This is a genomic window from Geminicoccus harenae (genome assembly GCF_019800005.1).
GTDB lineage: Bacteria > Pseudomonadota > Alphaproteobacteria > Geminicoccales > Geminicoccaceae > Geminicoccus > Geminicoccus harenae.
Genome location: NZ_JABGCL010000006.1, coordinates 23,819 through 42,839, shown reverse-complemented (window position 1 = coordinate 42,839; position 19,021 = coordinate 23,819). Strand labels below are relative to the sequence as shown.

20 protein-coding genes are annotated in these 19,021 nt (G+C 69.0%); 3 read left to right on the top strand and 17 right to left on the bottom strand.

Features of this window, described 5'->3' with window-relative positions; translation table 11 throughout:
- Positions 1–64 precede the first annotated feature (64 nt).
- Positions 65–901 carry a protein-L-isoaspartate O-methyltransferase family protein gene (locus tag HLA95_RS06760; RefSeq protein ID WP_191060122.1) on the bottom strand — a complete coding sequence of 279 codons (837 nt, stop codon included), beginning with the start codon at positions 899–901 and terminating at the stop codon, positions 65–67.
- 63 nt (positions 902–964) lie between these two features.
- Between HLA95_RS06760 and HLA95_RS06755 the strand changes: the two genes are divergently transcribed.
- Positions 965–1,537 (top strand): D-sedoheptulose-7-phosphate isomerase, encoded by a 573-nt coding sequence (locus HLA95_RS06755; RefSeq protein ID WP_191060123.1) that lies wholly within the window; start codon positions 965–967, stop codon positions 1,535–1,537.
- Positions 1,538–1,576: 39 nt separating this feature from the next.
- Complete coding sequence (locus HLA95_RS06750) at positions 1,577–2,737, top strand: pyridoxal phosphate-dependent aminotransferase (protein ID WP_191060124.1); 1,161 nt, start codon at positions 1,577–1,579, stop codon at positions 2,735–2,737.
- 72 nt (positions 2,738–2,809) lie between these two features.
- Here the strand turns inward: HLA95_RS06750 and HLA95_RS06745 are convergent, their stop codons facing one another.
- From HLA95_RS06745 to HLA95_RS06735, 3 genes are all read right to left on the bottom strand, one after another.
- The gene (locus tag HLA95_RS06745; protein ID WP_191060125.1) at positions 2,810–3,013 is read right to left on the bottom strand and encodes a CsbD family protein; all 204 of its coding nucleotides are present in this window, start codon (positions 3,011–3,013) and stop codon (positions 2,810–2,812) included.
- Between the two features lie 146 nt (positions 3,014–3,159).
- Positions 3,160–3,345: a hypothetical protein gene (locus HLA95_RS06740; RefSeq protein WP_222182837.1), complete on the bottom strand. Its 186-nt coding sequence runs from the start codon at positions 3,343–3,345 to the stop codon at positions 3,160–3,162.
- A 38-nt stretch (positions 3,346–3,383) separates the two neighbouring features.
- Entirely contained in the window at positions 3,384–3,806 is a 423-nt protein-coding gene (locus tag HLA95_RS06735) for a DUF2934 domain-containing protein (RefSeq protein ID WP_191060126.1), read from the bottom strand.
- A gap of 173 nt (positions 3,807–3,979) precedes the next feature.
- Between HLA95_RS06735 and HLA95_RS06730 the strand changes: the two genes are divergently transcribed.
- Positions 3,980–4,324, top strand: a complete 345-nt coding sequence (locus HLA95_RS06730) for a PRC-barrel domain-containing protein (protein WP_191060127.1) — start codon at positions 3,980–3,982, stop codon at positions 4,322–4,324.
- Positions 4,325–4,383: 59 nt separating this feature from the next.
- Here the strand turns inward: HLA95_RS06730 and HLA95_RS06725 are convergent, their stop codons facing one another.
- The 13 genes from HLA95_RS06725 to HLA95_RS06665 form a co-directional block, all read right to left on the bottom strand.
- Positions 4,384–4,872 carry a hypothetical protein gene (locus HLA95_RS06725; RefSeq protein WP_191062238.1) on the bottom strand — a complete coding sequence of 163 codons (489 nt, stop codon included), beginning with the start codon at positions 4,870–4,872 and terminating at the stop codon, positions 4,384–4,386.
- A 103-nt stretch (positions 4,873–4,975) separates the two neighbouring features.
- On the bottom strand, positions 4,976–5,881 hold the full coding sequence (locus HLA95_RS06720) for a lipid kinase (protein ID WP_222182836.1): 906 nt from the start codon (positions 5,879–5,881) through the stop codon (positions 4,976–4,978).
- A 368-nt stretch (positions 5,882–6,249) separates the two neighbouring features.
- Positions 6,250–6,879: a sigma-70 family RNA polymerase sigma factor gene (locus tag HLA95_RS06715; RefSeq protein ID WP_159711106.1), complete on the bottom strand. Its 630-nt coding sequence runs from the start codon at positions 6,877–6,879 to the stop codon at positions 6,250–6,252.
- A gap of 145 nt (positions 6,880–7,024) precedes the next feature.
- On the bottom strand, positions 7,025–8,773 hold the full coding sequence (locus HLA95_RS29070; protein WP_191060285.1) for a sensor histidine kinase: 1,749 nt from the start codon (positions 8,771–8,773) through the stop codon (positions 7,025–7,027).
- Entirely contained in the window at positions 8,770–9,549 is a 780-nt protein-coding gene (locus HLA95_RS06705; RefSeq protein ID WP_191060286.1) for a response regulator, read from the bottom strand. Before HLA95_RS06705 ends, HLA95_RS29070 begins: the two co-directional genes overlap by 4 nt.
- A 74-nt stretch (positions 9,550–9,623) precedes the next feature.
- On the bottom strand, positions 9,624–10,088 hold the full coding sequence (locus HLA95_RS06700) for a hypothetical protein (RefSeq protein ID WP_191060287.1): 465 nt from the start codon (positions 10,086–10,088) through the stop codon (positions 9,624–9,626).
- Positions 10,085–10,246: a DUF1328 domain-containing protein gene (locus tag HLA95_RS06695; protein WP_159711114.1), complete on the bottom strand. Its 162-nt coding sequence runs from the start codon at positions 10,244–10,246 to the stop codon at positions 10,085–10,087. The genes HLA95_RS06700 and HLA95_RS06695 overlap by 4 nt, the downstream gene beginning before the upstream one ends.
- Before the next feature lie 379 nt (positions 10,247–10,625).
- Positions 10,626–10,805, bottom strand: coding sequence for an entericidin A/B family lipoprotein (locus HLA95_RS06690; RefSeq protein ID WP_191060288.1), 180 nt, complete (start codon positions 10,803–10,805; stop codon positions 10,626–10,628).
- 116 nt (positions 10,806–10,921) lie between these two features.
- Positions 10,922–13,528: a CHASE3 domain-containing protein gene (locus HLA95_RS06685; protein WP_222182835.1), complete on the bottom strand. Its 2,607-nt coding sequence runs from the start codon at positions 13,526–13,528 to the stop codon at positions 10,922–10,924.
- A 109-nt stretch (positions 13,529–13,637) separates the two neighbouring features.
- Positions 13,638–15,146 carry an FGGY-family carbohydrate kinase gene (locus tag HLA95_RS06680; RefSeq protein ID WP_191058832.1) on the bottom strand — a complete coding sequence of 503 codons (1,509 nt, stop codon included), beginning with the start codon at positions 15,144–15,146 and terminating at the stop codon, positions 13,638–13,640.
- Between the two features lie 9 nt (positions 15,147–15,155).
- Positions 15,156–16,325 carry a M20 family metallopeptidase gene (locus HLA95_RS06675; RefSeq protein ID WP_191058833.1) on the bottom strand — a complete coding sequence of 390 codons (1,170 nt, stop codon included), beginning with the start codon at positions 16,323–16,325 and terminating at the stop codon, positions 15,156–15,158.
- The gene (locus tag HLA95_RS06670) at positions 16,322–17,893 is read right to left on the bottom strand and encodes a GMC family oxidoreductase (RefSeq protein ID WP_191058834.1); all 1,572 of its coding nucleotides are present in this window, start codon (positions 17,891–17,893) and stop codon (positions 16,322–16,324) included. The genes HLA95_RS06675 and HLA95_RS06670 overlap by 4 nt, the downstream gene beginning before the upstream one ends.
- A gap of 25 nt (positions 17,894–17,918) precedes the next feature.
- On the bottom strand, positions 17,919–18,989 hold the full coding sequence (locus HLA95_RS06665) for an ABC transporter ATP-binding protein (protein WP_191058835.1): 1,071 nt from the start codon (positions 18,987–18,989) through the stop codon (positions 17,919–17,921).
- Between the last annotated feature and the right edge of the window lie 32 nt (positions 18,990–19,021).

The window sequence follows — 19,021 nt, the reverse complement described above, 5'->3', positions numbered from 1 at the left end:
ACAGGTTGCGGTGCGGGCAGCCGCGCCGTCCGGCCAAACTAGCGTCATAACGGTAAAGAATCTCCTATTGCCCGAGCGGCTGCGTGCTCAGCACCTGTCCGGCAAAACCGTAGATGCGCTCGGCCGGCCGGGTCTGGTCCTGCGGGCGGAGGCTGCGGGCCTGCCACAGGGCCTCCCTGTCGGCCATGCGCACCCCGTCCAGGACCCGCTCCTGGCGCCCATCGCGCAGCCCGCCCAGGGCCGGCTGGATGCGGACGCCGGACAAGGGCGTCACCCCGATCCCGTCCGGCCGACGTTCCAGGAGTAGCAGGACGCCGCCGCCATCGGCACCGGTAAACGGTGCGGCCAGCCTGGCGCCGTCCTGGAGCCGGGCCGGCCAGGTGGCCGGCAGGCCGGTGATGCCGCAGGTGACGAGGATCCGGTCGAACGGGAGCTGGTCGAGATCGGCGGCATCCATCGCCTGGACCTGGACGCAAGCCCACGGCCGCAGCACCAGGCGGGCTCGTTCGGCCAGCGCCGGCACGGCCTCCAGCGCGGTGACCGCGCCGGCACTGCCGACGAGTTCGGCCAGGATGGCGGCGAGATAGCCGCTGCCGGCACCCACCAGCAGCACTCGGCCACCGGCGGGCACGGCCAGGCGGTCGATGACGAAGGCCCAAAGCTGCGGCTCCGCCTGCCATACATCGTGCCCGGGCTCGATCGCCACCCGCACGTCGCCATAAAGTGCCGCGGGATCGCTGCTGGCGAAGCTCCCGCCTGGTCCCTCGATGCGCCAGGGCGGGGGCGGCAGAAAGGCTTCACGCAGGACCGCCGAGAACGCGGCCGCCACCCTCGGATCGCGTACGCCCGCCGCGCGCACGAGGCCCTGCGCGAAGCGCTGCCTAGTCTCCGCTTCCGTCATGCCGGGTGCTATAGCACGCCCGCGCAGCACGCAGCGCCCGGAAAGGAAGTGCCTTTGGTGGAGATGAGCGGAACGAGCTGGCTGGACTGGGCGGAGGCGAGCCGCCTGGTGCTGGCCAACAGCCTGGCGGCGTTCGACGAGGCGCGGGTGGCCGCCGCCGCCGAGGCGATGGTGGCGGCCTTGGCTGCCGACCGGCCGATGCTGATCTGCGGCAATGGCGGCTCGGCGGCGGACAGCCTGCATTTCTCCGGCGAGCTGGTCGGCCGCTTCAAGCGTGACCGGCGGCCCTACCGGGTCCTCTCGCTGGCGGCCGATCCCGTCTTCCTGACTGCCTGGAGCAACGACGCGAGCTTTGCCGACGTGTTCGCCCGCCAGGTCCAGGCCCATGGCGCGGAGGGCGGGGTGCTGGTGGGCCTAACTACGTCCGGCCGCTCGCCCAACGTGCTGGCGGCCTTCGAGGCGGCGCGCGAGCGCAAGATGACCACGGTGGCGCTCACCGGTGCTGGCGGCACTACGCTGGAAGGCCAGGTCGACCACCTGTTCGCCGTGCCCGCGACCGACACGGCCCTGGTCCAGCAGGTTCATCTCGTGCTCTATCATCACTGGTGCCGCGTGCTCGAGGCACGGCTGGCCTGACAGCGTATCGTCACAATTTCCGATCGAGGTAGTCGTCGCATGGGTCCGATCCGGCAGTTCGTCCTGGATCTCCAGCCGTCCGGCATCGGGCAGATCGCCCGCGAAGGCCTGGACGATCCGGAGGTCATCCCGCTCTGGTTCGGCGAGAGCGACCTGAACTCGCCGTCCTTCGTGAACGAGGCGGCCAAGCGGGCGCTGGACGACGGCAAGACCTTCTACAACTGGACCCGCGGCCACCTGCCGGTGCGCGAGGGCCTGCTCCGCTATCACCAGAAGCATTACGGCATCGAGCTGGACGAGGACCGGGTCTCGGTGCCCGGCTCGACCATGCTGACCGTGATGATCACCTGCCAGTGCCTGCTCGAGCCGGGCGACGAGGTGATCCTGGTCTCGCCCTACTGGCCGAACATCCGCACGGTGGTGGAAGTGCTGGGCGGGCGCACGGTCGACGTGCGGCTGCAGGAAGGGCCGGAGCGCTGGTGGCTCGACCTGGACGACGTCAAGCGCGCGATCACGCCGAAGACCAAGGCGGTCTACGTCAACACGCCGTCCAACCCGACCGGCTGGGTGATGTCGCGCGAGGAGCAGGTGGCGCTACTGACCCTCTGCCGCCAGCGCGGGATCGCGATCATCTCGGACGAGGTCTACCACCGCAACGTGTTCGACCGGCCGTCGCCCGCGCCGTCCTTCGTCACGCTGGCCGAGCCGGAGGAGCCGGTCTTCATCCTGAACGGCTGGTCCAAGGGCTGGGCGATGACCGGCTGGCGGCTGGGCTGGATGGTCCACCCCAGGCAGCTCGCCGTGCCGATGGCGGTGCTTTCCGAGGTCAACAACACCGGTGCTACCGCCTTCGTCCAGTATGGCGGGCTGGCGGCCCTGGACCAGGGCGACGCGTTCGCCGACGAGTTCGTGGCGCGCTGCGGCCGCAACCGGGCGATGGCGCAGGAAATCCTGGGCAGCCACCCCAAGCTCGACCTGCTGATCCCGGAAGGCGCCTTCTACCTGTTCCCGCGGATCAAGGCGCCGATCAGCGGCCTGGAGTTCGCGCGGCGGCTCCTGCGCGAGGAAAAGGTCGGCACCGCACCGGGCTACACGTTCGGCGAGGGCAACGAGCAGCATCTGCGGATCTGCTTCGCCCTGTCCTCCAGCCGCCTGGAAACCGCCTTCATGCGCATCCGCCGCCTGCTCGACCGGATCTGAGCCGGCCAGAATCAGTGTCGCCGGCGGCATGGGCTGCCGGCAGCGACATGAATCTGTTGGGAGGCTGCCCGCTCAGTGGCGATAGTCGCGGGCCCAGGCGCCGATCTGGCGCTCGGCCTCGTCCTTGGTGACGCCGTAGCGCTCCTGGATCTTGCCGGCGAGTTCGGTGCGCTTGCCCTGGACCCGGTCGAAATCGTCGTCCGTCAGCTTGCCCCACTGCTGCTGGACCTTGCCCTTGGCCTGCTTCCAGTTGCCTTCGATGATGTCCCAGTTCATGGGCTGGACTCCCGGATGCGGGTTATGGTGATCGGGGCCGGGATGAACTCGCTCCCGTCGCCCCTGCCGTGCTTCCCATGATCTATGGATGCAAGCACCGGCCGTTGCCATAACAACACCCAGGCAATGTCGAAGTTCCTGTTCGACTAGGACTCGGGCTTCTTCTGCTGCTCGTCTTTGTCGGCATGATCGGGGATCCCGGTAATCCCCTGGGTCACTGACGGGGGATCACTGGCGGGGAAGGTTTCTTCCAGCGCCTCGTCCAGATCGGCCTGGTCGGGCTGCTTCTTGCTGTCACCCAAAGGCACTTTCTGCTTCTCCTGAGCGGTCATGATGCCGATCCTTTCACCTGTCCCCGGGAACTGCCCGGTCAGAGCGTTTCCATGCTGGCGGACTTGACCTTGCTCTTGCGCGGCTTGGCCGCCGGCTTGTCGCCCTCCGGCACCGCAGCGGCCTTCGCCGCCTTGGCGGGCTTCTCGACATTGCCGGTGGTCTTGGAGCCCGCGCGCATGGTCTTGGGCGCCGGCTTTTCGGCGTGCACCGGCGGCGGCTCGGTGGTCTGGTTCTCCGGCTCCTCGGCCGGGCGCTTGTCGGCGACGATCGCGCCCCGCTTGGGCCGGCCGATGGTCTGGCCGGCATTCTCCTGGGCCATCTTCGCCCCGGCCTGCTGCTCGCGCTCGACCTGCTCGATCGCCTCGTGCCAGTTCGCCTCGTCCTGGCCCTCCGGCCGGCCGCGCTCGATCCAGATCTGGTAGGCCCGCTCCCTGATCAACGCTTCCCGATCCTGTGGCATGCCCAAGTCCTCCTCGCCTGCCGATTTAACACGGGAACGAGTCCTGCGTTCCCGTCCCGATTACAAGCGCGCGGAACCCACAGGCGCCGGGCCGGATTGATTCGGGAGCGGGGGTGCGTCCACTTCCGGCGCGCTCCACGACATGACCAGCGACTGGGGAAAGGAGCAGTCTGATGCAGCGGTCCGCCATCCTCCTGGCGGCCATCCTGTCGAGCGGTACCGCCGCCATGGCGCAGGATGTCGAAACGTCGAGCGTTCCGCAGAACGCGTTCAGCGAAAGCGAGCTGGTCGGGCAGAACGTCCTGGACGTGGCCGGCCAGAAGGTGGGCACGGTCAGCGATCTGGTGGTCGATGCGGACCATCGGGTCGAGGCAGTGGTGGTCGAGGTCGGCGGCATCCTGGGCATAGGAGCCAAGCCGGTCCTGCTCGAGACCGCCAGCCTGCAGCAGGAGGGCGACGGGACGATCCGGGTCGGCCTCAGCAAAGAGCAGCTCGACAGCCTGCCGCCGGCCGAATGACCCGCCCGCGGCCAAGGGAGGCGGGCCGCCGCCTCCTGGTCCGGCCGCGCGAGGCCTGCTTACTGCAGCGCCGTCCCGGCAAGGCCGCCGGCCAGCTTTGCCTGGGCGCCCGGGAAGGGCGTGGCGTCGCGGCGCGGCGCCGGCAGCCGCTCGAACTCGCCATGGGTGCGGAACTGACGCACCTGCTCGAAGGCCTGCGCCAGCAGGCGGTACAGTTCCGGGTCGTCGATCGTGTTGCGCAGGGAGAACTGGAGGTGCCGCTCGAGGCGGGCTTCCGCCTCCAGCACCGCTTCCAGGTTCACCGGCACCTTCTCCTCGGTCGGCACCGACTTGAGCTTGGCCTGCAGGTCGCCCGGCCGCACGCCGTAGTCGATCAGGCAGCGCATCATGCTCTCGAACAGCTCGATGCGCCGTGCATAGGCCTGCCCCCACGCCTTCGCCCTGCCGCCATCGACCTCGTCGACGATATGCCGCGCCAGACGGTGGCACGACAGCAGCGAGTCGCGGGCCAGCATGAGAGCCAAGGCGGCACGACGCTTGGGGTGCATGTTCGCTCGTCCTTGTAGTTCGTTAGTCCAGCGACGCATCCCATGATGGTGGGGATGCGCGCCAAGCCGGACAGGCGGCAGCGCCCATCCCTCCTCAGCGGCATCAACCGGCCTGGGCCGCCCCGGTTCCCACGTCCGGCGGCACCACCACCCGCAGCGCCTGCGGCAGAATCTCCAGGCGGATCGGCGTGCGGGTGACCATCTCCCCATCGGCCGTGACGGTGCGTGGCCGGCGGGTGTGGATCTCGAACCAGGGAGCCGAGCGGGTGGTGACCCGTTCCGCGTCACGATGCCGCCCGGCGCGGAGCGCGAACGCGTCCTTGACCAGCTGCCAGAACGAACGGGGGGCGATGCTGTAGAGCCAGAGCAGGCCGTCGTCGATGCGGGCGTCCTCGTTGATCACCATCCCGCCGCCATAGTTGCGGCCCGCCCCCACGGCGAGCTGGATGCTGCGCACCTGCAGGGTCTCGCCCGGAAGGCGGATCGCTGCGCGGAAGCGGCGCGGGCGGGCCACCGCCCGCCAGGTGGCGATCGCATAGGCCAGCACGCCGAAGCGGCGCTTCAGGTCGCCGTTCAGGGAGCGCGCGATGTCGACGCTGATGCCCATGTTGGCCACGTTGACGAACGGCACGCCGTTGACCCGGCCCGCATCGATCCGGCGCAGGCTGCCATCCACCACCAGCCGGGCCGCCTCCAGCGGGTCAGTCGGCAGGTCCAGCGCCCGGGCCAGGTCGTTGGCGGTGCCGAGCGGTACCACCAGCAGTGGCAGGCCGGTCTCGAGCAGGCCCGGCAGGGCGGCATGGACGGAGCCGTCGCCGCCGCCCACCACGACCATGTCGATCCGGCCGGCATGCTCGCGGATCACCTTGGGCGCATCCGGCTTGCCGGCCCCGCCAGGGTGGACCACCTCGACCCCCAGGCTGGCGAACAGGTCGAGGAGCTGGTCCAGATACAGGGCACCGCGCCGGCTGTTCGGGTTGACCAGCAGCAGCACGCGCCGCTCAGCCATTGCGGGCCTCCGCGGCCTTGCAACCGCTGCCGGCCATGACGCCGGCCGGCCGTTTCCGGGCGGGCAGCGCCACGGGTGGGCGAACGACCGTCATCCCTGCCCGGCCGGCCGCCGGCCGGCTTCCGATCTTCATGATCCGCTACCCGTTCTGCCATGGATCCGGACGGCCGCATCCGGCGTCCCGGCTGGACCATGTTCGATCCGCACCCGCGTGGCTATGGCCTGCCTCTGCCTCGGTCGCCACAAAGTCCGGCCGCTGCGTTGTCGTGCTGCCGGCAACGACTCGCCAAAGCCGCCTCCCACAAACGCAAAAGGAGGCGCCTTGCGGCGCCTCCAGCAGGAGCGAAAGAAACCTCAGACAGCGACCGTCAGTGGATGGGCCGGCCGGTACGGCGCGCCAGATCCTCCTGGACGGCCTGGGCCACGGCCAGCCGGCGGGCCTCGCTCGGCACCGCGGTGTCAACCTTCGCCTCGATCCGGCGCACCGGGACCTTGGAAGCGTCGACCGGCAGCTCCCCCTCCAGAACCATCTTCTTGAGGATCGACCGGGCCCGGGCCACGCGGCTCTTCACCGTGCCGACCTCACAACCGCAGATCTCGGCGATCTTCTCGTAGGGCAGCTCATGGACGGTGGCGAGGACCAGGACCTCGCGATGGGTGGCGCTCAGATGGCGGAAGGCGCGGCGGAAGGCGTCCAGCTCGATGGCGCTTTCCTGGTAGGCCGGCTGCCACCAGTGGTTCTCGATTGTCTCGTCCTGCTCGACCTCGGCCGTGACATGCTTGCGGCTGATCACGCTGTGGAAGCGATTGCGCAGGATGGTGAACATCCAGGCCTTGAGGTTGGTGCCTTCCTGAAACTGTGCCTGCGCCTGCAGCGCGTTGACCATGGTGTCCTGCACGAGGTCATCCGCCAGGGCGCTGTTACCGGAGGTCAGGCTGCGCGCGAACGCCCGCAAATGGGGCAGCAACGCGACGATATCCTCACGGAAAACTGACATGGATCAATCGCTCCCTCGTTCGACATTTACCCCCGACGGCCCCCGCATTCGACCATCCGAGCATTGGTCCAGTGTCGTATCAACGCCTCGGACCGGGGAAGGTTCCGCCTGCCGGGCGCATTGATCCGCCGCTTCCACCTAACAACTAGGCCTTGAGCGGGGTGAAGACCAGGGTGGTGCGCGTGCCATCCGCACCGCTTTCGACAGAAAGTTCGCCGCCGATCTGCCGGGCGAACATCTGGACGAGCCGCGTGCCGAGCCCGGTCGCGGCATCCGGCGCCGGCGGCGTGCTGTCGATGCCGATGCCGTCATCGGCGATCGTCAGCCGGGCCCGCCCGTCCTCCAGCCGCTCCAGCCGGACCTCGATCGTGCCGGGTCGGTTGTCGGGAAAGGCGTGCTTGGCGGCGTTGGTCAGGAGCTCGCTGCACAGGAGTGCGAGGGGCGTCGCCTGGTCGGCCACCACCACGACCGGATCCAGGGCGACCACGAGGCTCACCTGCGGGGAAAGCTCGCCGCTCAGGTCGTGGACCAGGCTGCACAGCTCCTCCAGCAGCTCGTCGAGCGCCACCTGCTTCAGGTCGACCCGCTCGTACAGCTTGCGGTGCACCAGGGCCAATGCCTTGATGCCGAGCTGCGCCTCGCGCATCGCCCGCTGTGCCTGGGCATTGCGCAGGGAGCCGGCGCGCAGGTTCAACAGGCTCGTGACGATCTGCAGGTTGTTCTTGACCCGGTGGTGGATCTCCCGAAGCAGCAGGTCCTTTTCCTGCAGGGAGGCGTGGAGCAGCGCGTCGCGCTCGCGGATCTCGGTGGCGGCACGGATGAAGGCCTGGCCCAGCTCCTCCAGCTCCTCCGGCGCCCCGTCCAGCATCAGGGGCGGCATCTCGCCTTCCCGCCGCCAGCGCCGCACCGCCTTGGCCAGCTTGAGCAGCGGCCGGGTGATCAGGATGTCGGTCGCGACCCAGACCACGAACACCGACAGGAACAGGATGGAGGTCGGCAGGAGGATGCCGCTCTGGAACCGTGCGTCGAGCCAGGTCCAGGGCTGCACCGGCAGCCCGACCAGCACGGCGGTGCGCATGCTCGGCACGTCGCTGCGGCGGGCCAGGAACTGCCAGGTCCGGCCCTCCTGGTCGGTGCGGACCAGCGGCACGCCCGGCTTGGCCAGCACGCCCCGGATCACCTCCGGATCCAGGCCGAAATCCTCGACCTCGCCGCGAGTCGTGGCGATCGCCCCCTCCGTGTCGACCACCAGCGCCACCGCGTCCGCCGGAAGCTGGATCGTGCGCGGCAGGGCGATCAGCGCTTCCAGCGCCAGGCCGGCGCTGATCGTGCCCTCGAAGGGCCGGCGCTGGCCGCCGATGGTCGCGCCCACCACCATGGTACGCCCGACCATCGGGGTCTGTCCGATGACGACCCCGCTCGAGACCAGGTTGGCCCGCCCGCTGGCGAGCTGCCGGAACCAGGGCCGCTCGGCATAGGAGACGCCCACCGCGTTCGGGCGCGAGCTGCAGATCACCCTGCCGTCGGCATCCGCGCGGGCCAGCAGCAGGAGCATGGCGTTCTGGTTGGCTTCCGCGGCCAGTGCATCGCTGCACACCACCGGGTCCGCGTCGACCACGGCGGGCCGCTCGGCGAGGCTGAGCAGAAGTCGCGCGGCCCCCAGGGCCATCTGGTCGTGATAGCCCACGAACAGGGTGAGCGTGCGCTCCAGGTTGGCGCGCTGGCGCTGGCTGTCCTCGTTCAGCACGCGCATCGCCTGGACGATCGCGAACGCGGTGGGCACCAGCAGCACCAGCGCCACGATCAGGGCGAGACGGGCCTTCAGGCCGCGCAGACGTGCTGGCAGCGCATCGACCAGCGACCGGACCCTGCCCCCGCGCTGCCGCTCGCTCACGCCGCCGCGGTCGCGAGTGCCTGCGAGATCGACACGGCCAGGGTGTCCGCGTCGAACGGCTTGGTGATCAGGAAGGTCGGCTCCGGGCGCTGCCCGGTCAGGAGGCGCTGGGGGAAGGCGGTGATGAAGATCACGGGCACCGACATCTGCTTGAGGATGTCGCTGACCGCGTCGATGCCAGAGCTGTCATCGGCGAGCTGGATGTCGGCCAGAATCAGGCCGGGGCGCTCTTCCTGGGCCTTGGCCACCGCCTCGTCACGGGTGGCGGCGAAGCCGACCACCTGATGGCCGTGCCGCTCGCAGATCCCGGCCAGGTCCAGCGCGATGATCGGCTCGTCCTCGATGATCATGATCCGGGTCGGCCGCTGGTCGCGCAGATCGGCCTTGGCCAGCGTCATCAGCCGCTCGGCCTCCGCCGGCGCCACTTCCAGGATCTTGGCGATCTCGTCGGTGGTGAAGCCTTCGAGCACGGACAGCACCAGCGCCTGGCGCCTGGCCGGCGCGATCTCGCGCACCCGGTGGTCCAGGATCGCGTTGTTGGCGATCGGCGCATGCGACGCCGGCTCCGGCTCCGCCTGATCGTTCCAGCTCCGCGTCAGGGTCCGGAACAGCAGCAGCCGCAGCGACAGCCCGGCACTGTTCGACCGGTCCGTCAGGAGCCGCTCCAGGCAGCGCTGGACCTGGATGTCACCGCGCCGCTGATCGCCGGTGATCGCGCGCGCGTACCGCCTCAGATAAGGCAGGGATTGCGCGATCTCCGCCGCCATGGTCGCCATTTCAACTCCCCCGGACAACAAGCCACCGGCCCTCCCCAACCGGGCAAGGCCAATCCACCAGCAGCCTGCCGGCCCTACTTCTCGTCCTCGTCTTCCTGCGGCTTCTCCTCGAACTGGAGCAGCAGCTTGGCCATTTCCGGAGGAATGGCTTCGTCGAGCACGGGATCATAGAGCTGATGCATGCGGCGGTTCAGCCAACGGTCATAGTCCACGTCGATTGCGGACCGCTCCTTGTTGCTGCGGGCGGGAAAGGTCTTGTTGCTCGCCGCGCGACGCTGGTTCGACGAACTCGACAAGGCCTGGTCCCTTCTCGACCCAAGTTGCTGCGAGATCATGCGATGCGGCCGCGGAAGCGGCATGCCCGGCAGATCCCGCATGACCGTTTCTGGTTGGGATGTGCCGAGTTTGACGGAAATCAACCGCATGCTCAAGGCGACCTCGCGTTCGACGGGCCCGCACCAGAAGCAGGCTGCCCGCAGAACCGCCAAGCCCGAACCGAGTTCCCGTAGCTGTTGCGGCTTTCCCGCCGTCTGCATCATTCCCGCACCAGATAGGCGGCAAAGGTGAGCGCGAGCAAGGCCAGGAAGACGAAGAAGAGCATTTTCGCCACGCTTGCGGAAACCATCGCCACACCGGCAAATCCCACGGTGCCGGTGATGAATGCGAAGATAAAGAACAGCAATGCCCAACACAACATCAGGCTCGCCTTCCGAATGGCGTGGCAACAGCACAGGTGGGGGACTGCACCATTGGCAAAGTCCGATAGCCCCCCGAAGTTCCTTCCCAGAGAGCCGGACGCTTATTTCGGGATGGCGCGGAACCTACCCGCTGTATAGACGTTTCAGGAACGACCGGACGTCATGCCGGTGCGTTTCAACCCTCCCTCGAAGTTGCGGGCCGCTTGCCATCCCCCCCAGGCAGGCGGCCCGTTCTTTATCCAGCGGATCGCTGGCGCGCCGGGCGAGGGCCCAGACACTTCCATCGTGTGCCAAGTGCCACGAGAAAGGGCGGCCCCGCCTGGAGCCGCCCCTGTTTCCCTGCCGCCGGAGCGGCTGTCTGCCCGGTGTCCCGGACGATCAGTCCCTTGCGTCCTCCGCGGCATCGTCCAGCGCGTCCCCACCGGCCGAGATGTCCTCGCCGGCACCTTCCATCATGTTGCAGGCGGAGAGCGTGCCGACGCTGAACAGCAGGGCGAGCGCGGCTAGGACCCGCAGGAGCCGGGTACCGGCGGTCAGCGACGTGACGGCATTCGACATAGTGTTCTCCAACGGCGCCAGCAGATTGCATGGCTTGCACGGTGATGAACCACGCAACCCCAGGCCGGTTCCCGTAGATTGGCGGTAGCCCGGTATGGCCACGCCGCCCGTGCTGCTCAGGCCACGGCCAGGCCCAGCGAGCGGAAGGAGGTGCCGAGCGCGGACAGGTCGTAGGGCTTGGGCAGCCGCACCGTCCCCGGCACGGCCGCGTCTCCCCCGCCGCCATAGCCGCTGGCGATGATGATCGGCAGGCCCGGCCACTGCTCGCGGATCTGGCGCGCCAAGTCCTCGCCGGAGCGGTCCGGCAGGCCCACGTCCAGGATCACGAGGTCGACCCGCTCGGTCCCCTCGTCCAGGACCGCCTGCGCCTCGGCGGCGGTGCCCACCCCGATGCCGCGATGCCCCAGCGCCTCCACCATGCCCAGGGTCGAGAGGCGGACGATGGCCTCGTCCTCGACGATCAGGACCACGCCCGGCTGGAAGCTGTCGACGCGGGCGCGGTCACGGCCAGGCGCCTCGCTGCCCCAGTTGCCGACGGCCAGGAGGGCCTCGCGCAGCTTCCGGGCCAAGTCGTCCTTGCGGTACGGCTTGCTCAGGAAGACGATGCCTTCGTCGACCCGGCCGTGGTGGATGATGGCGTTCTGCGTGTAGCCGGAGGTGTAGGCGATCGCCAGGCGTGGCCGGATCGCCCGCGCCCGATCCGCCAGCTCGCGCCCGCGCAGCATGCCCGGCAGGACCACGTCGGTGAACATCAGGTCGATCTCGCGCTGGTCCGTCACCAGCACCGCGAGCGCGCTGTTGCCGTCGCCGGCCTCGATCGTGGCATAGCCCAGCTCGTGCAGCATCGCGACCACCGTCCGGCGCACCTGCTCGTCGTCCTCCACCACCAGGACGGTGCGGCCGGTCCCGAGCGGCAGGTCGACCGGCGAGCGCTCGGCCTGGGCGACGCTGCGGTTGGTGCGCGGCAGGTAGACCCGGACCGTGGTGCCGTGGCCGACCTCGGAGTAGATCTTGATGTGCCCGCCGCTCTGCTTGACGAAGCCATAGGCCTGGGAAAGGCCGAGCCCGGTGCCCTTGCCCTCCGGCTTGGTGGTGAAGAAAGGGTCGAAGGCGCGGGCGGCCACGTCCGGCGCCATGCCATGCCCGGTGTCGCTCACGGCGAGCAGCACGTACTGGCCGGCCAGCGCATCCGGGTTCTCGCGGGCGTAGTCGGCGTCGAGCACGACATTGGCCAGCTCGATCGTCAGCCGGCCGCCCTCGGGCATGGCGTCGCGGGCGTTCAGTGCCAGGTTGATGATCAGGTTCTCGAGCTGGGCCGGGTCTGCCAGCACCGTCCACAGGCCGGCAGCGGTCGCCGCCTCGATCTCGACGGTCTCGCCCAGCGAGCGGCGTAGCAGGGTCGCGGCCTCGGTGACCACGCGCCCGAGATCGAGCGGCTGGGGCTCCAGCGGCTGGCGCCGGGCGAAGGCCAGGAGCTGCCGGGTGAGCTGGGCGCCCCGCTCGGCGGCACCCAATGCGGCCTGCAGCTTGGCCGCCAGCTCCGGGTCGCGCCGGCTGTCCGGCTTGCCCTTCTGCACGTCGCGGAGCATCAGGTCGAGATTGCCCACCACCACGGTGAGCAGGTTGTTGAAGTCGTGGGCGACCCCGCCGGTGAGCTGGCCCACCGCCTCCATGCGCTGGGAGGCGCGCAACTGCGCCTCCGTCTTCAGCCGGGCGGTGATGTCGGTATAGGTCACCACGAACCCGCCCGTGGACACCGGCGTGCGCCGCATCTCGAAGGTCCGGCCGTCCTTGCGCCGCCGCTCGTAGACGATGGGCTCGCCGCGCAGGGCCGTCTCGGGCGGCGCTGCCGCGAGTTGCTCCGGCGTCTCCAGGAAGTCGCCTTCCTCGTCGACCCAGTCATGCCGGACGAAGCTGGCATAGGGCGTGCCCACCACCTGATAGGCCGCCGGCACCGAGAAGAGCTCGACGAAGCAGGTGTTCCAGGCGATCAGCCGGTTGTCGGCGTCGAACACGCTGATGCCCTGGCTCAAACTGTCCAGCGCCACCCGCAACTGCTCGGCATTCTCGTCGGCCCGCTGCTCGGCCTGCCGGAACGAGTTCAGCGTCTGGCGCAGCAGGATCGCGGCGGTCACCAGCACCGCGACCAGCGCGGTCAGGATGGCGATCGTCCCGAGCAGCGAGACGGTTTCCGCACGCCGGACCTCGCCGATCAGCGTGGCGCGCTGCTCATTGTTGGCGGTCTCGATCTCGGCCACGACCTTGCGGACATTATCCATCGCGATCCTGCCGCGGTCGCTGCTGATGAGCGCTTCCGCGGCCCGAACCCGCCCTTCCCGGACCAGGGCCACGTTCTTCGCGAGCTCGGCCAGCCGCTGCTCGGCGAACACGGACAGGCGGCCGATCCGCTCGACCTGGAGCGGATCGGCGGCACTCAGCCTGGAAAGCCGCTGCAGCAGGGTGTCGATCTGCCCGAGTGCTACCTCATAGGGCTGGAGATAGGGCTCCTGACCGGTGATGAGGTAGCCACGCTGGCCGGTCTCGGCGTCCTGCATGGCGGAAAGGAATTTGTGGGTGGTGGTGATGACCTCATGGGTCTGGCCCACCGCCACACGGGCGGTGCGTGCGGACTGCACCAGCCACCAGGGCACCGCCACGGCGGTGACCAGGAGCGCGCCCACGATGATGCCGAACAGCCAGCCGCTCGGGACCAGCCGCCTCATCGAACGAAAACACGGCTGTTGCGGCGATCAGGACGCACGATGACCACGCAGCTCTCCTTTCGCCGATCGAGAGCGGCCGCGTCGGTGAACGTCAAGCGCGAACTGTGCTTCAGGCTGCGGGCCTGGTCCCGTGCCGGTGGAAGAACGGCGACAACGCAGGGTAGAGGGCGCGGTAGTCGGCATAGGCCTGCCGGTAGACTGCGGCGTTGGCCGGGTCCGGCTCGATCAGGCGGCCATGGCGGCAGAGCGCGGTAATGTCGGCCCAGTCCACCCCGGCCCCGGTGCCGACCGCTGCCACCCAGGCCGCACCGACGCAGGAGCCGTGATGGTTCTCGAGCAGCCGGATCGGCTCCTGGAGAATGTCGGCCTGGATCTGCATCCAGATCCGGCTCTTGGCCCCGCCGTCGGAGGCGAAGAAGTGCTTCGGCGCGTGGCCGATCTCCCGCAGCACCTCGACATGGTGGAGCTGGGCCAGGGCGAAGCCTTCCAGCGCCGCCCGCCAGATATGGCCGGGCGTGTGGTTCAGGCTGAGGCCGACCAGCGTGCCGCGCGCCAGCGGGTCGTGGATCGGGGTCTTCTCGCCGAGATAATAGGGCAGGCAGGTGAGCCCGTCGCTGCCGGGCGGCACCGCTTCGGCCAAGCGGTCGAGCGCCTGGTGCGGGGTCTCGCCATCGAGCCGCTCGTGGGCCAGCACCGTCGCCAGCCAGTTCAGGCCCGAGCCGCCCGAGGCCATGCAGCCGTTCGGCGCATAAAGGCCGGGGATCAGGTGGTAGTCGGTATAAAGCCGCGCGTCCGGCATCAGCAGGTCGGTGGCGATGATGATGTCGGCGGAGCCGCCATATTTCAGGAGGACATCGCCGCGGGCGATGATGCCGGCCGCCAGGGTGGAGCACATATGGTCGGCGGCACCGCCCATCACCTTCAGGCCCTGCGGCAGGCCGGTGGCCTGCGCCACTTCGGGCAGGATCTCGCCCAGGATCTCGTGCGGCACCGACTTGTCCGGCACGGCCTCGCGCGGCACATGGGCCAGCGCCACCAGCCGATCGTCGATCCGGTGCGTGGCCAGATCGATGAAGCCCGCCTCCAGCGCCCAGTTGTGCTCGGCGACCCTCCTGCCGGTGAGCCGCCAGTTGATGAAGTCGTAGGAGCCGAACACGGTCGCGATCCTGGCGAACACGTCCGGCTCGTGCTTCTCGATCCAGCGCAGCTTGGCGGCGACGATCTGCTGGTTCACCCCGTTGCCGGTGGTCTTCAGGAACCAGCCCTCGTCGACCTCACCGGCCAGATCCAGCACTTCCTGGCTGCAGCGCGCATCGCTCTGCTGGATGGCCGGGCGCAGCACCCGGCCTTCGGCATCGAGCAGGATCACCGCCGGCAGCATGCCCGTGACGCACAGGCCCTGGAGCTCCCGCTCGCGGCCCCGCACCCGGCCGGCCAGCTCCTGGAGGATCGAGCAGGCATTCGCCCACCATTCCTCCGGGTCTTCCTCCGCCCAGCCGGGATGGCGGGCGGAGAAGGTGACCGGCCGGCTGACCACGGCCAGGACGGTCGCCGGCAGTTCCACCAGGATGCCGATGGTCGAGGTGGTGCCGATGTCGAGACCGATGACGAGGCTCATGCGGGATGCTCAGGCAAAGCTGCGGGCAAGGTCGACCAGCACCTTGGCGGCCGTGGTCACTTCGGCGACCGGGACGAACTCGTCGGCCGTGTGCGCCTGGTCGATCGAGCCCGGCCCGAAGATGATGGTCGGCACGCCCACCGCCGTGAGCTTGGTCGCGTCCGAGCCGTAGGGCACGCCCACGATCTCGTCAGACAGGCCATGCTTGCGGCAGGCCGCACGCGCCGCCTCGGTGATCGCCGCGCTGGGCGGTACGTCCATGGAGACCGAATCGATGAAGGGCGGGTGCATGGTGATCGCCGCCCCTTCCGGCAGCTTCTCGGCGAAGGCCCGCACCGCCGCGTCGATCTCGCGCCAGGCGTCCTCGCCGGTCTCGCCCGGCAGGGTGCGGCGGTCGAAGGTCATGACGCAGCGGGCCGGCACCGTGTTCGGCCCCTGTCCGCCCTCGATCATGGTGCAGATCAGGCTCGGTGCATCGACCAGCGGATGGCTGCGGACCCGCAGCTCCGGGTCGATGGTCAGGCGCAGATGGGCCAGAAGGTCGGTCGCGATCGCGATGGCGTCGATGCCTTCCTGTGGCTGCGAGGTGTGCGCCGCCTTGCCGCGCACCTCGATCGTCCAGCGCACGCAGCCTTTGCAGGCGGTGACCACCTGGAGCGAGGTCGGCTCACCGGCCACCCCGCCCACCAGCCCGTCCTTGCGGGCCAGATGGTGGAGCACGCCCTTGAACTGGAACTCCTCGTCCACCGCCGCCACGAACTCGACATCGACCGCCGGCGGGTCCTTCGCCAGCTCGCGCATGGCCAGCAGCATCATGGCGATGCAGGCCTTGTCGTCGACCGAGCCGCGCCCGTAGAGGCGGCCGTCGCGCACCACCGGCGTGAATGGCTCGATGCTCATGCCGGTCACCTGGACCGTGTCCATGTGGCACTCGAACACGAGCCGGCGGCCGTCGCCGGCCGTGCCCTTCAGCGTGGCGATGACGTTGGCCCGCCCGGGCAGGACCTCGTCCTGCTCCGGCTTCAGGCCCATCGCCTCCAACTGGCGGGTGACCTCGTGGCCGACCGCCGCCTCGCCGAACCACTCGGCGGGGTCGCCCACCTGGCGGAAGGCCGGGTTGACCGAGGGGATCGCGACCAGGGCGGAAAGCAGCTCGATGACGTCCTGGTCGGTGATCATGCCCGGCGCAACTCGTCGGCCATCTTCTCGCCGATCATGATGGTGGTGAGGTTGGTGTTGGCCTGGCAGTCCAGCGGCATGATCGAGGCGTCGACCACGCGCAGGCCGGTAAAGCCGCGCACCCGGCAATGCGGGTCGACCACGCTCTTCTTGTCGTCGAAGTCGGCCGAGCCCATCGGGCAGCCGCCGGCGCCGTGCTGCGCGTCGTTGGAGTGCTCCAGCAGGAAGTCGTCGACCTGGTCGTCGGTCGCGGTGTCCATCCAGGAAAGCGGCAGGTCGGTGTCGGCCAGCAGGATGTCGTCCGAGATGCGTTGGACCGCCTCCTGCTTGGCGATCTTTGCCAGGTGCCGGTAGGCGACGCGCATGCGGGCGAGGTCGCTGGCATCGTCCAGCATGTTCTCCTCGACGATCGGCTGCACGAACGGGTCGGGCGAGGCGATCTCGACCGTGCCGCGGCTGTTCGCCCACATCAGGATCAGGTTGAGCATCGCCTCGCCGAACTGGGCGCTGTCGCTCTCCACCCCGAAGCCGCCATGGTTCATCGAGATGTAGAGGATGTCCTGCGGCGAGCCGCCCGGAAGATTGGTGCTCATCTTCACGCAGCAGTTGGTGTGCCGCTCGTTCGGGTCGGTCGACTTGAACTCCTTCTTCAGCTTGAGCTCGTAGCGGCAATAGGGATGGTCGAAGAAGCCGGTGCCGACCGGCAGGTCGGCCACGACGTCGATGCCGTGCTTCTTCAGGAGTGCGCCTGGCCCGATGCCGGAGCGCTGCAGGATCGGCGGCGTGGCGATCGCACCGGCGGACAGGACGACCAGCGGCGCATGGAACTCCCGGCGCTCGCCCTTGACGATGGCGCTCACCCCGGTGGCCTTCTTGCCGTCGAGCAGCACCTTGTCGACGTTGGCCTCGCCCAGGATGGTCAGGTTCGGGCGGCCGCGCGCCGGCTCGAGGTAGGCGTCGTTGGTGGAGACGCGCCGCCCGTTGCGGTTGTTGATCGCATAGGTGCACACGCCATCGGCGTCCGGCGCGTTGGAATCGTCGTGCCAGGGATGGCCCAGTGCCATCGCCCCTTCACGCAGCGCCTTGTCGACATTGCCCCAGCTCTCGACCGGAGCGCGGTAGATCGGGATCGGGCCGCCCTTGCCGTGATGCACGGCCTCGATCGGGTCGTCTTCCAGCCGGTTGAAGAACGGCAGCACGCCCTGCCCGGACCAGCCCTCGCAGCCCATCTCCGCCCAGCGGTCGAAGGCATGCAGCACGCCGCGGATCGCGATCTGGCCGTTCACGCTGGTGGAGCCGCCCATGCCCTTGCCGCGCCAGTAGATGCGGTGGTCCTGCTTCTTGGTGCGGCGCGACTTCAGGTCGGCATACATGAACTGCTTCTGGAAGCGTTCGGGCAGCAGCAGGTTGAACGGGTTGGGGCTCTGCATCTCCGGCGGGGCGTCGGCGCTGCGGAAGTCCTGGCCCGCTTCCAGGAGCAGCACATTGCGCTCCTTGTCCTCGCTCAGGCGGGCGGCCAGCACGGCGCCGGCAGCGCCGGCACCCACGATGATCACGTCGAAATTCATCTGGAAGACGTCCGCAAAGAAGGAGTCAGGCCGCGCGGGCGACCGTTTCGTAGATCCGCGCACCATTCGTGTCGAACAGGAGGCAGCGCGCCGGGTCGGGCATGATGCCGAGCTTCTCGCCGACCCTGGCATGCCAGCCGGGCGCCACCAGAGCCCGCACCTTGTTGCCGCGATCGTCATCCGCGATCAGCACCGATTCGCGGCCCAGATGCTCCACCGCATAGACGGTGACCGGCAGGGCGCCCGGTGCGGTGGCCTCGGTCACGGTCACGTCCTGCGGGCGCACGCCGAGCGTCACCTTGCCGCCCGGCCCCTGGATCGGTACGGCGAGCCCGCCGCGCCGGAAGAAGCCGCCCGCGAGATCGCCTTCCAACAGGTTCATGGGCGGCGAGCCCAAAAAGCCCGCGACGAACACGGTGCTGGGCGAATTGTAGATCTCGTCGGGCGTGCCGATCTGCTCAAGCCGGCCGCTGTTCATGACCGCGATCCGGTCGCCCATGGTCATGGCCTCGACCTGGTCGTGGGTCACGAACACGGTGGTGGTGCCCAGGCGCTTTTGCAGGTTGACCAGCTCCGAGCGCAGCGACAGGCGCAGCGCGGCGTCGAGGGCCGAGAGCGGCTCGTCCAGCAGGAACACGGACGGCTCGCGCACGATTGCCTTGGCGGTGGCGACGCGCTGGCGCTGGCCGCCCGAGAGCTGGCCCGGCAGCTTGTCCATGAACGGCTCGATCTCGAGCATCTTGGCGGCTTCGGCGATCCGCCGCTTGCGGTCGGCATCCGAGATGGTGGTGTGCCGAAGGCTGGTCTCGATGTTCCGGCGCACCGAGATGTGCGGGTAGAGCAGCGAGGACTGGAACACCATCGCCACGTTGCGTTCGTGCGGCGGCAAGTCGGTGACGTTGACGTTGTCGAACAGGATGTCGCCCGCACTCGCCGCTTCCAGCCCGGCGATCATGTTCAGGGTCGTGGTCTTGCCGCAGCCGGACGGCCCCAGCATGATCAGGAACTCGCCGTCGTTGATCTTGAGGTCCAGCCCTTCCACGGCGACGTAGGCGCCGAAGGTCTTGCGCAGCTTGACGAGATCGATTTTGGCCATCGGGGCTCTCCTGGTCGCCTATCTGGTCTCCG

Bases quoted from the DNA above. Each gene is read 5' to 3' on its own strand.
- HLA95_RS06760 (WP_191060122.1), bottom strand. From the start codon at position 901: ATGACGGAAGCGGAGACTAGGCAGCGCTTCGCGCAGGGCCTCGTGCGC.
- HLA95_RS06755 (WP_191060123.1), top strand. From the start codon at position 965: ATGAGCGGAACGAGCTGGCTGGACTGGGCGGAGGCGAGCCGCCTGGTG.
- HLA95_RS06750 (WP_191060124.1), top strand. From the start codon at position 1,577: ATGGGTCCGATCCGGCAGTTCGTCCTGGATCTCCAGCCGTCCGGCATC.
- HLA95_RS06745 (WP_191060125.1), bottom strand. From the start codon at position 3,013: ATGAACTGGGACATCATCGAAGGCAACTGGAAGCAGGCCAAGGGCAAG.
- HLA95_RS06740 (WP_222182837.1), bottom strand. From the start codon at position 3,345: ATGACCGCTCAGGAGAAGCAGAAAGTGCCTTTGGGTGACAGCAAGAAG.
- HLA95_RS06735 (WP_191060126.1), bottom strand. From the start codon at position 3,806: ATGCCACAGGATCGGGAAGCGTTGATCAGGGAGCGGGCCTACCAGATC.
- HLA95_RS06730 (WP_191060127.1), top strand. From the start codon at position 3,980: ATGCAGCGGTCCGCCATCCTCCTGGCGGCCATCCTGTCGAGCGGTACC.
- HLA95_RS06725 (WP_191062238.1), bottom strand. From the start codon at position 4,872: ATGCACCCCAAGCGTCGTGCCGCCTTGGCTCTCATGCTGGCCCGCGAC.
- HLA95_RS06720 (WP_222182836.1), bottom strand. From the start codon at position 5,881: ATGGCTGAGCGGCGCGTGCTGCTGCTGGTCAACCCGAACAGCCGGCGC.
- HLA95_RS06715 (WP_159711106.1), bottom strand. From the start codon at position 6,879: ATGTCAGTTTTCCGTGAGGATATCGTCGCGTTGCTGCCCCATTTGCGG.
- HLA95_RS06705 (WP_191060286.1), bottom strand. From the start codon at position 9,549: ATGGCGACCATGGCGGCGGAGATCGCGCAATCCCTGCCTTATCTGAGG.
- HLA95_RS06700 (WP_191060287.1), bottom strand. From the start codon at position 10,088: ATGATGCAGACGGCGGGAAAGCCGCAACAGCTACGGGAACTCGGTTCG.
- HLA95_RS06695 (WP_159711114.1), bottom strand. From the start codon at position 10,246: ATGTTGTGTTGGGCATTGCTGTTCTTTATCTTCGCATTCATCACCGGC.
- HLA95_RS06690 (WP_191060288.1), bottom strand. From the start codon at position 10,805: ATGTCGAATGCCGTCACGTCGCTGACCGCCGGTACCCGGCTCCTGCGG.
- HLA95_RS06685 (WP_222182835.1), bottom strand. From the start codon at position 13,528: ATGAGGCGGCTGGTCCCGAGCGGCTGGCTGTTCGGCATCATCGTGGGC.
- HLA95_RS06680 (WP_191058832.1), bottom strand. From the start codon at position 15,146: ATGAGCCTCGTCATCGGTCTCGACATCGGCACCACCTCGACCATCGGC.
- HLA95_RS06675 (WP_191058833.1), bottom strand. From the start codon at position 16,325: ATGATCACCGACCAGGACGTCATCGAGCTGCTTTCCGCCCTGGTCGCG.
- HLA95_RS06670 (WP_191058834.1), bottom strand. From the start codon at position 17,893: ATGAATTTCGACGTGATCATCGTGGGTGCCGGCGCTGCCGGCGCCGTG.
- HLA95_RS06665 (WP_191058835.1), bottom strand. From the start codon at position 18,989: ATGGCCAAAATCGATCTCGTCAAGCTGCGCAAGACCTTCGGCGCCTAC.